The following is a 12349-nucleotide window of genomic DNA, read 5'->3' on the forward strand; positions in this document are numbered from 1 at the left end:
CGGAGGGGCCGCTATAGTAGCCACCCCTCGCAACATCCCCACGGAGTGCCGATGACCGTCCTCGTTTCCGGAGCCACCAGCCAGATCGGCCGGTTCCTGCTGCCGCGCCTGGTGCAGGCGCATGGGCGTGTACAGGCGGTGAGCCGGCGACCGCAACCGGCTCAGGACGGCGTGCAGTGGCTGTGTGGGGACCTGGCGGCTGCGCTGGACAGCGTGCCGTCTCCGGAGTGGCAGGCCATTGCCAGCTTTGGCCCCCTTGAAGCATTGGCACAATGGTTGTCGCGGCAGACGGCGGCCCCGGCGCGGCAGGTCATCGCCACCAGTTCGATGAGCGTGCTGAGCAAGCAGCATTCCGAGCAGGCCGACGAGCAGGACGTTGTGGCGATGCTGCAGCGGGGCGAGGCGGGCCTGATTGCGCAGGCCGAACGTCTTGGCATGGGGTGGACGATCCTGCGGCCAACCCTGATCTATGGGGCCGGCATCGACCGCAGCATCACCCCGATCGTGCAGCGTGCGCTGCGTCTGCGCCTGTTTCCGATACCGCTGGTGGGAGGCCTGCGTCAACCGGTGCATGCCGACGATATCGCCCGCACCGTGGTGGCCTGCATCGCCACCGGCGCAGCGTCGGCGCGGGTGCTGGAAATCGGCGGCGGCGAGCGCCTGCCGTACCACGCGATGTTCCGCCGCGTGCACGCCAGCCTGGCACAGCCAACATTGGCGCTGCCGTTGCCGGGCGGTGCACTGCGAGGCCTGGCTGCGGTGCTGCCGCGAGCGCGTGGTCCGGTGTCACGCCTGCAGCAGGATCTGATTGCGGACAACGGCCCGCTGCAGGCGCTGCTGGGCGTACATCCGCGGCCGTTCCAGCCTGACGCGGACACGTGGCGACCGATGAGCGCGGCCCAGGCCCTGCAGCGGATCGCTGCGCATCCCGGCAACGGCTAGCCAGCCACCGTATCCATCCGCCTGGGGGGCTCTGCTACCATCCCCCGGCCCTTGTTTCCGCGAGTACGTTCGATGCCTGACGCGCCATCCCGATCGGCCCCTGCCGAGCGCATTGGCGTCGCGCTGTGCACCTACAACGGTGCGCGCTACCTGCAGGCCCAGCTGGACAGCATCCTCGACCAGGATCTTCCGGTGAACGAAATCATGATCGGCGATGACGGTTCCAGCGACCAGACGCCGCAGCTGCTGCAGGCCTTCGTGCCGCGCGCACAGGCGCTTGGCATCCGTGTCGAGATCGTCCAGCACGCGCGCAATCTCGGCTATGTGCGCAATTTCGCCGACGCACTGATGCGTTGCCAGGCCGACATCCTGTTCCTGTGCGACCAGGATGATGTCTGGCATCCGGGGCGTGTCCGCAGCTACGTGGAGCGCTTCCACGCCGATCAGGGCCTGTTGCTGCTGCACAGCGATGCGCGGTTGGTGGACGCGCAGGGCGCGCCGCTGGGCCAGCGGCTGCTGGAGGTACTGGTGGTCCATCCGGCTGAAGTCGAGCTGGAACGCTCGGGCCTTGCGATCGACGCGATCCTGCTGCGCAACTTCATCACCGGTGCCACCTGTGCGCTGCGCCGTGGCCTGCTGGCCGAATCGCTGCCGGTCCCGCCGGGCTGGAGCCACGACGAATGGCTGGCGGTCCACGCATCGCTGCGTGGAGGATTGGACATGCTGGCCGAACCGACCATCGACTACCGGCAGCATGGCAACAACCAGATCGGTGCCAGTCGCCGCGGTTTCCTGCAACGCCTGCGCCATCTCGATCTGTTCGATTCGCAGGCACGCCAGCGCACGGCCCGGCGCCTGCTCGCCCTGGCCGATCTGCTGGGGCAGCGTGGCGTGGTGGTGGCGCCGGAGCGCTTCCAGGGACTCCACGCGCTCGCCTGGCGCATGGCGTGGTCGCGACTGCAGCTGTATCGCCGCGTGGATGTGCCGGCAGGCTGGATCGCCCATGATGCGCCGCGGTTGATCGCACGCCTGGCCAACGTCTGCCTGGCGGGGGGCGGCTGGAAAGGGGGCTGGGCAGCGCTTGCGGGCGCCTGGGCCGGGTGGCGGGCGCCGCGCGCTGCTTGAACTGCAGTGAAACCGCGGGCCATCGCCTGCCAGCCACCGCGGCGCCTGCGTTAGACTCGCCAGACCCTACCTGCCTGCATCCCCGTGCCCCGACGCTACGATTCCGACGACATCGACGATTTCGACGACGACGACCAGCAGGACGACAGCCCGCTGTGGCGGCGTCGCCTGATCACCTGGAGCATGGCTGCGGTCGCGTTGGGATTGGGCTTCCTGATCCCTTATACGCTGTACCTGAACCAACAGGTGACCCAGCGCTTCGGCGAACTTCGCTGGCAGATTCCGACCCGCGTGTACGCACGCCCGCTGGTGCTCACGCCGGGAAAGGCGATGGACGCGGCGACCCTGAAGACCGAGCTCGCCGCATCCGCCTACCGCGATGACGGGCAGGGCAAGGAGCCGGCCACCTATGCGGTGAACGGCGGGCGTTTCGTCATTTCCAGCCGTGGCTACAACGACGTGGATGGCCGCGTCGCACCGCGCCGGCTGGAACTGTCGCTGGCCGACGGTGCGGTCGCCTCGCTGCGTGACGCCGACAACCGCAAGGCGCTGAAGGCTGCGCGCCTGGACCCGGCACGCATTGCCACCCTGTACGGGCAGAAGCAGGAAGAACGCCGCCTGATCCGCATGGACGAGGCGCCGGACCTGCTGGTGACCGGCCTGCAGGCGGTGGAGGACAAGGACTTCAATCGTCACCACGGCATCGATCTGTCCGGCATTGCGCGCGCGGTGTGGGTGACGATCCGCTCCGGTGGCCAGAGCCGCCAGGGTGCTTCCACGTTGACCCAGCAGCTGGCCCGCAGCGGTCTGCTCGGGATCGGCAAGGAACAGACGGTCACCCGCAAGTTCAACGAAGTGCTGTACGCGCTGATCATGGAAGCGCGCTACGACAAGCGCACCATCTTCGAGGCCTATCTCAACCAGGTGTACCTGGGCCAGCGCGGCAGCCAGGCCATCCACGGCATGTCTTCCGGCGCCGAGTTCTGGTTCGGCCGTGACCTGCAGTCGCTGGAAACCGAGCAGATCGCGCTGCTGATCGGCCTGGTCAAGGGCCCGTCCTTCTACGACCCGCGGCGCAACCCGGAACGCGCGCTGGATCGCCGCAATTTCGTACTGGGCAAGCTGCACGAGGCGACGCTGATCGACGATGCCGAGTACCAGCGTGCGCTGAAGGCGCCGCTGGGCGTGCCCAAGACGCCGGGCCTGGTGGCAGCCAACCGCTTCCCGGCCTATGTGGACCTGGTTCGCCGCCAGCTCGGCCATGACTATCCGGAATCGGCGCTGCAGGGCGCCGGCCTGAGCGTGATGACCGGCATGTCGCCGTCCGCGCAGGCCTATGCCGAAGGCGCGGTGACCCGCACCATCAAGTCGCTGGAAAGCAAGCGCCGTCCCGAACTGCAGGCCGGCATGGTGCTGACCGACGTGCACAACGGTGACGTGCTGGCGGTGATCGGCAGCCGCGAGGTTTCCGAAGTCGGCTTCAACCGCGCGATCGAAGCACAGCGCCCGGTCGGCTCGCTGCTGAAGCCGTTCGTCTACCTGCTGGCGCTGGCGCAGCCGGATCGTTACTCGCTGGCCAGCTGGGTCGATGATTCACCGGTGACCGTGCAGCTCGGCCGCGGCCGCAACTGGAACCCCGGCAACGCGGACAACCGCAGCCACGGTACGGTGCGCCTGATCGATGCGTTGGCGCATTCCTACAACCAGGCCACGGTGCGCGTGGGGATGCAGGTCGGTCCCGAGCGCGTGACCCAGCTGATCCATGTGCTGGCGGGCATCAAGGCAGAGGCCAACCCTGCAGTGATCCTCGGCTCGACCGACCAGAGCCCGTACGCGATGGCGCAGCTGTACCAGTTCCTGGCGTCCGGTGGCGAGATCCAGCCGCTGCACGCGGTGCGTGGCGTGCTCGATCCGCAGGGCAAGCTGCTCAAGCGTTACGACAAGACCCCGGCACCGGCGCAGGAGGGCGACTCGATTGCCGCCAACCTGATCAGTGTCGGCCTGCAGCAGGTGGTTGCCAGCGGCACCGCGCAGCGCTTGAACGCCGATGGCCTGGGCCGCCTGCAGCCCGCCGGCAAGACCGGTACCACCAACGATGGTCGCGACAGCTGGTATGCCGGTTACACGGGTGATCACCTGGCGGTGATCTGGATCGGCAACGACCAGAACGAGCAGGCCGGCCTGTACGGTGCCACCGGCGCGATGCGGGTCTGGTCGGGCATCTTCCAGCGCCTTCCCAGTGCGCCGCTGCGGGTCAGCAACAAGGGCCTGGATTGGCAGTCGGTGGCCGCCACCGGCCTCAACACGACTGATGAGGGCTGCCCGGGAGCGCGCCGCTTCCCGTTCGTGGTCGGCTATGCGCCGGCCTATGCTCCGTGTGCGCCGGCGGTGTCGCCGGACGGGCAGGGTGCCGAAGGCGAGGGCGGTGGCTGGCGCAGCTGGTTCGGCCTGGACCGCAAGCCGGAACCGCCTGTCGAACCTGCTGCGGCGCCCGCCGCCGCCACTCCTCCCCCGAGCCGATGATGCCGATGAACATGCGATCCCTGCTGCAGCCCCTGGCCCTGACCGGCCTCAGCCTGGCCCTGGCCGCCTGCGTGAGCAGTGCACCGCCGGTGATCAAACCGGTCGATACCACTACGCCGGCACAGCGCCTGGCGGCGGTGGATGCGGCCGCAGGTCCTGACGACAAGGAGCTGTCGGTGCAGCCGCTGCGTGATTCGCAGGTGGAAGACCTGCGGGTGACCGCGCAGGCGCAACGCCAGGCGAACGACCTGGCCGGTGCCGCCAGCAGCCTGGACCACGCGCTGGAAATCGTCGCCGGCGACCCGGCAGTGCTGCAGGAACGTGCCGAACTGGCACTGCTGCAGGGGCAGTGGGCGCAGGCGGAGGCGTTCGCGCGCAAGGCGGTGGATCTGGGCTCGAAGACCGGGCCGCTGTGCCGGCGGCACTGGGCGACGATCGAGCAGTCGCGCCTGGCGCGGGGCGAGAAGGAGAATGCGGTGTCGGCGCATGCGCAGCTGGAAGGCTGCACGGTGCCGGGGATCAAGCGGTACTGAGTTATTCCACTCCATCGGGCGCTGCCCCCTCTGCGGCGCGCGCTCGCACTGATGGATGCTGGTGATGGGCCGGGTAGGTGGGGCGTGCAGGACACGCCGTAAACCCATCCTTGGGGGCTCGATGGCGCCATCCATGGCGCCAACGGTCCTGCACGCCCCACCCACCCGGCCTGCCATACATCGCGCGGGCCGCAGGCAAGAACAAAATCAAAATCAAAAGCGGGTCGCGCGCTGCGCGCGCTCGCTGCCATTTCTTTTCTTCTTTCCCCGTTACTCCCATCGCTTCTGAGCTGCCAGTCGAGCAGGCTCGGCTTTGCGAAGTCTGTCCCTCCGTCACCGGGAAACTGTCGAAGGCGGGGGACTGTGGGTTTGCGGGGTGTCCGCGGCATGGATGCCGCGGCCAAGCCCCCAGGGACGGGTTTACGGCGTCCCCGCAAACCCACAGTCCCCCGCCAGTCCCCAGTACAACCCAGAGCCATGAACACCGCTGTTGCTGTTGCTGGTGCTCTGGCTTGAAACGGGTGCCGGGCAGCGCCCGGCCGGGTATCCTTTCCCTCTGATGTCCGACCTTGTCCATGCCAGCCGCGAAGCCCTCAGCGACGGCGGCGCGCTCGCCTCGCATCTGGACGCCTTCGTCCCGCGCCCGGCCCAGCTGCGCCTGACCGAAGCCATCGCCGACGCGATGCAGCAGCGCGATCTGCTGCTGGCCGAGGCCGGTACCGGCACCGGCAAGACCTTCGCCTATCTGGTGCCGGTGCTGCTGTCCGGGTTGCGCACCATCATCTCCACCGGTACCCGCGCGCTTCAGGACCAGCTCTACCACCGTGACCTGCCGCGCGTGCGCCAGGCGCTCGGTGTCGGCCTGCGCAGTGCGCTGCTGAAGGGACGCGCGAACTACCTGTGCCGTTATCGCCTGCAGCAGGCGCGGGGCGAGCCGCGGTTCTCCAGCCCTGAACAGGCGGCGCAGTTCCAGCGCATCCTGGCGTGGTCCGGTCGTTCCGAGTTCGGTGACATCGCCGAACTGGAAGGCCTGGCCGATGATTCGCCGCTGCTGCCGATGGTCACCTCCACCGTCGACAACTGCCTGGGTACCGACTGCCCGTTCTGGGATGACTGCTTCGTGGTGCGTGCGCGGCAGCGTGCGCAGGCCGCCGATGTGGTCGTGGTCAACCATCACCTGCTGCTGGCCGACCTGGCACTGAAGCAGGACGGCTTTGGCGAATTGTTGCCTGGGGCCCAGGCCTTCGTCATCGACGAGGCACACCAGTTGCCCGAGCTGGCCGCGCAGTTCTTCGGCGAAGGTTTCGGCATGCGCCCGTGGCAGGAACTGGGCCGCGACTGCCTGGCCGAAGCGCGTGGCGTGGGAGGCGCGCAGTCGGCGCTGCAGGAACCGGTCGATCAGTTGCAGCAGTCGCTGTTGGCGCTGCGCTCGGCGATGGAGGGACTGCCGTCGCGTGGCACGCAATGGCGCGCGCTGGCGATGCCACAGGTGCGCGACGGATTCGATACGGTGATGGCGGGGTTGGTGGCCCTGGAGCGGGCACTGCAGCCGCTGCGCGAAGCGGCAGCGGGCCTGGATGCCTGCCACGCGCGGGCGCGCGAGGCGGTCTCGCGACTCAGCCGCTGGCTGGGCGATGATGAGCCCACGCTCGACTTCGATACCGATCCGGCGGACACAGCCAGTGTCGCTGATGTGCTCTGGTACGAGCTCACGCCACGTGGTTTCCGCTGCCAGCGCACGCCGATGGATGTCTCTGGCCCGTTGCGTGAGCATCGCGAGCGCAGTCGCGCGGCATGGATCTTCACCTCGGCGACACTGACCGTGGGCGGTGGCTTCGACCACATCGCCACCCGCCTGGGCCTGGACGACCCGCATACGCTGGTCCAGCCGAGTCCATTCAATTGGCCCGAGCAGGCGCTGTGCTACCTGCCCGAAGGCCTGCCCGATCCGGCCGCACGTGGCTTCGGCACTGCGCTGATCCAGACCCTGCGGCCGGTGTTGCAGGCCTCGCACGGCAGGGCATTCCTGTTGTTCGCCTCGCACCGTGCATTGCGCGAGGCCGCCGAGGCACTGCGTGATGGGCCATGGCCGTTGTTCGTGCAGGGCGAGGCGCCGCGCGCGACGCTGCTGCAGCGCTTCCGCGAATCGGGCAATGGCGTGCTGCTGGGGTCGGCCAGTTTCCGCGAGGGCGTGGACGTGGTGGGTGAGGCGCTGAGCGTGGTGATGATCGACAAGCTGCCGTTCGCGGCACCGGACGATCCGGTGTACGAGGCACGGCTGGAGGCGATCCGCAGCCAGGGCGGCAATCCGTTTCGCGATGAGCAGCTGCCGCAGGCGGTGATTGCGCTGAAACAGGGCGTCGGCCGCCTGATCCGCAGCGAGAGCGACCGTGGTGTGTTGGTATTGTGCGACCCGCGCCTGCTCAACCGTGGCTATGGTCGGGTCTTCCTCGATTCACTGCCGCCGTTCCGCCGTACCCGCAGCCTGGCCGATGTGCAGGCCTTCTTTACGCCACAATGGGCGCCCGTGGCCGATGATGCGGCTGCCCCGGCCGCTGTTGCGACCGGCCTCGAGCCGGCGCCCGGTGCCACGTTCCCCCTGTTCTGACCCGATCCGATGAAACTGCTCGCCTTTGAAACCGCCACCGAAGCCTGTTCCGTTGCCCTGCATGTCGATGGGCAGGTGCTGGAACGCTTCGAGATCGCCCCGCGCCGGCATGCCGAACTGAGCCTGCCGTGGGCCGAGGCGCTGCTGGCCGACGCCGGCATCAGCCGCCGCCAGCTGGACGGCATTGCGCTCAGCCGCGGCCCCGGTGCGTTCACTGGCGTGCGCCTGGCGATCGCCATTGCCCAGGGCATCGCACTGGCTCTGGACCGCCCGCTGTTGCCGGTCTCGACGCTGCAGGTGCTGGCGCTGCGGGCACCGGCAGAAGAAACGCAGATCCTGTCGGCGATCGATGCACGGATGGGCGAGCTGTATGTCGCGCGCTTCGAGCGTGTGGACGGCCTGCCGGTGGCTCGTGATGCCGAACGCGTGTGCGCACCCGCTGCGGTTGCGCTGCCGGGAGGGATGTCGGCCTACGGTGTCGGCACCGGTTTCGGTGCAGCAGAGGGGGCACTGGTGGCCCAGCTGGGCAACGGCCTGCGCGGCTTTGATGCGACGGCGCTGCCGCGGGCATCGGATGTACTGGCACTGGCGGTGCCGGCGTTCGCTCGCGGCGAAGCCATTGCACCGGAGAAGGTCGAGCCGGCGTACCTGCGTGACAACGTGGCACTGACCTTGGCCGAGCAGCAGGCCGCGCGCGAGGCGAAGGCGAAGGCCAACGGCTGAGCCCCTCGTGGCGGAGGGCGAAAGCACAAGCCGTGGTTTGGCCGGGCGGGTGGGCTGCGCAGGGGGCGCTGCAAGTACGTCCATGTGAGCTCGGTCGCCGCATCCATGCGGCTCACGCCCCTGCGCAGCCCACCCGCCCGGCCTCTGACAGTTTCCGTGAGCGTCCGCCACGGAAAATCAAAAAGAAAATCAAAATCAGAAGCGGGTCGCTTCGCTCGCATCCACGCATGGCGTGGATGTGTGTCGACCAAGGTCGACACCTACCAAAGCAATGGTGCGCCGCGATCTGTCAGAGGCGGGGCGGTGTCGAGTTGCGGGGTATCCGCGGCATGGATGCCGCGGCTAAGCCTACAGGGACGTACTTGCGGCGTCCCCGCCACCCGACACCGCCCCGCCAAGCCCAGCATCCTGACCGCTGCTGTTGACGTTGATTTTGACGTTGCTCCAGCCTTGCAGCGGGTCCCGGGCCGCTGGCCCGGGCAACAAACCCCTACCGGTCGTCGTGCAGGGTGCCGCCCGGCAGGAACACCCACGTACGGGTGACCTGCAGGATGTCGATCTCATCCTCGGTCTTCGGCAACGGCGGGAACGGCTGCGCCAGCTTCACCACCCGCAGCGCCGCCTCATCCAGCAACGGCGTCCCGCTTGAACGCAGGATCCGGCTGCTCTCCACGCTGCCATCGCGGCGCACGCCCACGCTGATCACCACCTGGCCGCCGAGGCGGCGCTGCCGGGCCTCGTCCGGATAGTTCAGGTTGCCCACCTTCTCGGCACGGTCGACCCAGGCGCGCAGGTAATTGGCGTAGGCATACTCGCGCGTGCTGGCCGACACGAACTTGCGGTTCGGACGCTTGGCGTACTGCGCCGAGCGCAGATGCACTTCGGCAGCCAGCCGCGCCATCTCCACATCGCGCTGCTCGCGTGCGCTCAACGGCGCATCCGGTTCGGGCTGATCCGGCGTGGGGCGGGACTGTGCCTGCGCCACCACCTCTTCGCCATTGCGGCTGCTGACCACCCGTGCCTGTGGCGGTGGAACCGGCGCGGCCGATTGCTGCTGCTGTGGAACCGGGCTGATTCCGGACTGGGCCTGCGGCACGATGCCGGCCTGGTTGTCGCGCGGACGCTGCGCGCGGTCGTGCTCGCCACCCCCTTCCTGGTTGGCCGCAGCCAGGAAATCGGCCTGTTTCGGGGTCAGCGCGGTGCGGGTCTGGCTGAAGATCACTTCCAGCGTCGGCACCAGCGGCGCATCGCCCTTCACGGCGAAGCCCACGCCCAGGATCAGCAGGGCGTGGACCAGCACCGACAGCGCGATGGTTGCCCCCAGCCGTTGCGCTTCGCGCGGCGGCGGGGGCAGTACGGCAGGTGCGGACGGCATCAGCGCAGGCCGGCCTCGAGTGCGTCGAACAGGGTGCCGGCAATGTTCAGGCCGTACTGCGCATCCAGTTCGCGCACGCAGGTCGGGCTGGTCACGTTGACCTCGGTCAGGTAATCGCCGATCACGTCCAGGCCGACGAAGCGCATGCCGCGGCGCTTCATTTCCGGGCCGACCTGGGCGGCGATCCAGCGGTCGCGCTCGCTCAGCGGGCGGCCTTCGCCACGCCCGCCGGCGGCGAGGTTGCCGCGGAATTCATCACCCTGCGGGATGCGCGCCAGGCAGTAGTCGACCGGCTCGCCATCGACCAGCAGGATGCGCTTGTCGCCGGCGGTGATGTCCGGGATGAATTTCTGCGCCAGTGCCATCCTGCGGCCGCCGTCGGTCAGGGTTTCCAGGATGACGTTCAGGTTCGGGTCGCCCTGGCCGCTGCGGAAGATCGAGCGGCCACCCATGCCGTCCAGCGGCTTCAGCACGGCCTGGCCATGCGCCAGCGCGAAGGCCTTCAATGCCTTGGCGTCGCGGCTGACCAGGGTCGGCGGGCAGCACTGCGGGAACAGCAGGGCGGCCAGCTTCTCGTTGTAGTCGCGCAGGCCCTGCGGGTTGTTGACCACGCAGGCGCCGGCCGCTGCGGCCACGTCCAGCACCTGGGTGTCATAGATGTATTCGGCGTCGACCGGCGGGTCCTTGCGCATCAGCACGATCTGGCCGGGGCCGAATTCGGTGCGGCTGAACGCGCCCAGCTCGTACCAGCCGGCCGGGTCGTCGCGCACCTGCAATGGCGCGGTCTGGGCCACCGCCACGCCGCCCTCCAGGGCCAGGCCGCCCGGGCGCACGTAGTGCAGGGCATGGCCGCGGCGCTGGGCTTCCAGCAGCATGGCGAAGGTGGTGTCCTTGGCGATCTTGATGTGGGCGATGGGATCCATCACCACGATGACGTTCAACGGCATGGGCGCACCTGTCAGGCAAGGCGTTGATGGTAGCGGCAACGCCGGTCGCGCGCCTCCCCGCCGTACTGCAACGCAGCGTCCGCCCGGCGCTCGCGCAGTCATTGCGAAACCCGTCACGTTCAGGAGGGTGCCATGCCCCGCGCCATGGGGCGGCCTTGAAGCGGGCGCGGAAAGTGCGATATAGATACGCTTTCGTAGCGGCCCCCGCCAGAGATCGGGCCGTGCGCTTGGGGATAGGCAATGACTGAAAACACGACTGCGGGCGGGGAACTCGCAGGACTCCGGGTGATGGTCATCGATGATTCGAAGACCATCCGCAGGACTGCGGAAACGCTGCTCAAGCGCGAAGGCTGCGAGGTGGTGACCGCCACCGACGGCTTTGAAGCGCTTGCGAAGATCGCAGACCAGCAACCGCAGATCATCTTCGTCGACATCATGATGCCGCGCCTGGACGGGTACCAGACCTGTGCGCTGATCAAGGGCAACCAGCTGTTCAAGGCGACCCCGGTCATCATGCTCTCGTCCAAGGATGGCCTGTTCGACAAGGCGCGGGGACGCATCGTCGGCTCGGAGCAATACCTGACGAAGCCTTTCACGCGTGAAGAACTGCTGGGTGCCATCCGCACATACGTCAACGCCTGACCAGGGGGGAAAGGCACAATGGCTCGTATCGTTCTGATCGAGGATTCACCGACCGACCGCGCGGTGTTCACCCAGTGGCTGCGCCGTGCCGGCCACGAGGTGCTGGAAGCGGACAACGCCGAGGATGGACTGCAGCTGGTCCGCGACCAGGTGCCGCAGCTGGTGCTGATGGACGTGGTCCTGCCCGGCATGAGCGGCTTCCAGGCCACCCGCGCGATGGCCCGTGATGCGGCGATCAAGCACATCCCGGTGATCATCGTCAGCACCAAGGCGATGGAAACCGACAAGGCATGGGGCCTGCGCCAGGGCGCGGCCGATTACATCGTCAAGCCGCCGCGCGAGGATGAACTGATCGCGCGGATCAACGAACTGGTGGCCTGATGCGCTCGCCCTTCGACATTCTTGAAGCCTACGAACGGCGCAGCCTGGCCCATGCGGTGCAGCTGCCCGAGCGTCAGTTCGCCCAGGACCTCTGGCGTGGCGTGGGGTACCGCGTCGGCCAGCGCCGGCTGGTGTCCGATTTCCGTGAAGTGGTGGAAATCGTGCCGATGCCGCCGGTGACTCCGGTGCCGTGCGCGCAGCCGTGGCTGCTGGGCGTGGGCAACCTGCGCGGCAACCTGTTCCCGGTGGTCGACCTGAAGTACTTCCTGGAAGGCACGCGTACCGTGCAGCAGGAAGGCCAGCGCGTGCTGATCATGCGCCAGGCCGGCGGCGACGTCGCCCTGACCATCGATGAACTGTTCGGCCAGCGCAGCTTCGAACTGGACCAGCAGATCGCGGCCGGTACGTTGGCCGAAGGGCGTTACGGCCACTTCGTCGATCGCGCCTTCCACGCCGACGGCCACGACTGGGGTGTGTTCTCCCTCTCGCTGCTGTCGCGTACCCCTGAATTCCGGCAAGCCGCGGCCTGAGGCCGGGCATCGCCCCCTGC

The 12349-nt window shown here is 68.3% G+C and carries 11 protein-coding genes; 9 read left to right on the top strand and 2 right to left on the bottom strand.

What is annotated here, in order from left to right; translation table 11 throughout:
• Positions 1–51 precede the first annotated feature (51 nt).
• The 6 genes from AC5P57_RS07625 (at position 52) to tsaB (ending at position 8454) form a co-directional block, all read left to right on the top strand.
• Positions 52–942, top strand: a complete 891-nt coding sequence (locus tag AC5P57_RS07625; protein ID WP_262234681.1) for an SDR family oxidoreductase — start codon at positions 52–54, stop codon at positions 940–942.
• A gap of 72 nt (positions 943–1014) precedes the next feature.
• The gene (locus tag AC5P57_RS07630; protein ID WP_099551953.1) at positions 1015–2067 is read left to right on the top strand and encodes a glycosyltransferase family 2 protein; all 1053 of its coding nucleotides are present in this window, start codon (positions 1015–1017) and stop codon (positions 2065–2067) included.
• Positions 2068–2151: 84 nt separating this feature from the next.
• Positions 2152–4590, top strand: a complete 2439-nt coding sequence (gene mrcB, locus AC5P57_RS07635) for a penicillin-binding protein 1B (protein WP_262234683.1) — start codon at positions 2152–2154, stop codon at positions 4588–4590.
• Positions 4587–5123 (top strand): hypothetical protein, encoded by a 537-nt coding sequence (locus tag AC5P57_RS07640; protein WP_262234684.1) that lies wholly within the window; start codon positions 4587–4589, stop codon positions 5121–5123. Before mrcB ends, AC5P57_RS07640 begins: the two co-directional genes overlap by 4 nt.
• A 559-nt stretch (positions 5124–5682) precedes the next feature.
• Entirely contained in the window at positions 5683–7731 is a 2049-nt protein-coding gene (gene yoaA / locus AC5P57_RS07645; protein WP_262234685.1) for a DNA repair helicase YoaA, read from the top strand.
• Between the two features lie 9 nt (positions 7732–7740).
• Positions 7741–8454 carry a tRNA (adenosine(37)-N6)-threonylcarbamoyltransferase complex dimerization subunit type 1 TsaB gene (gene tsaB, locus AC5P57_RS07650; protein WP_142806580.1) on the top strand — a complete coding sequence of 238 codons (714 nt, stop codon included), beginning with the start codon at positions 7741–7743 and terminating at the stop codon, positions 8452–8454.
• A gap of 490 nt (positions 8455–8944) precedes the next feature.
• Here the strand turns inward: tsaB and AC5P57_RS07655 are convergent, their stop codons facing one another.
• Both AC5P57_RS07655 and gshB read right to left on the bottom strand, forming a co-directional pair.
• Positions 8945–9829: an energy transducer TonB family protein gene (locus tag AC5P57_RS07655; RefSeq protein WP_099552037.1), complete on the bottom strand. Its 885-nt coding sequence runs from the start codon at positions 9827–9829 to the stop codon at positions 8945–8947.
• Positions 9829–10776, bottom strand: coding sequence for a glutathione synthase (gene gshB, locus AC5P57_RS07660; protein WP_099552038.1), 948 nt, complete (start codon positions 10774–10776; stop codon positions 9829–9831). The genes AC5P57_RS07655 and gshB overlap by 1 nt, the downstream gene beginning before the upstream one ends.
• A 240-nt stretch (positions 10777–11016) precedes the next feature.
• Here gshB and pilG point away from each other — a divergent pair, with 240 nt between their 5' ends.
• Genes pilG through AC5P57_RS07675 form a run of 3 tightly spaced genes read left to right on the top strand, consistent with a single transcriptional unit; the run spans position 11017 to position 12329 of the window.
• Complete coding sequence (gene pilG / locus AC5P57_RS07665; RefSeq protein WP_005418455.1) at positions 11017–11418, top strand: twitching motility response regulator PilG; 402 nt, start codon at positions 11017–11019, stop codon at positions 11416–11418.
• 18 nt (positions 11419–11436) lie between these two features.
• Positions 11437–11799 carry a response regulator gene (locus AC5P57_RS07670; RefSeq protein WP_005410717.1) on the top strand — a complete coding sequence of 121 codons (363 nt, stop codon included), beginning with the start codon at positions 11437–11439 and terminating at the stop codon, positions 11797–11799.
• Positions 11799–12329 carry a chemotaxis protein CheW gene (locus AC5P57_RS07675; protein ID WP_005410716.1) on the top strand — a complete coding sequence of 177 codons (531 nt, stop codon included), beginning with the start codon at positions 11799–11801 and terminating at the stop codon, positions 12327–12329. Before AC5P57_RS07670 ends, AC5P57_RS07675 begins: the two co-directional genes overlap by 1 nt.
• The last annotated feature ends 20 nt before the right edge of the window (positions 12330–12349 follow it).

The organism is Stenotrophomonas sp. YJH_SMC_79 (genome assembly GCF_059367995.1).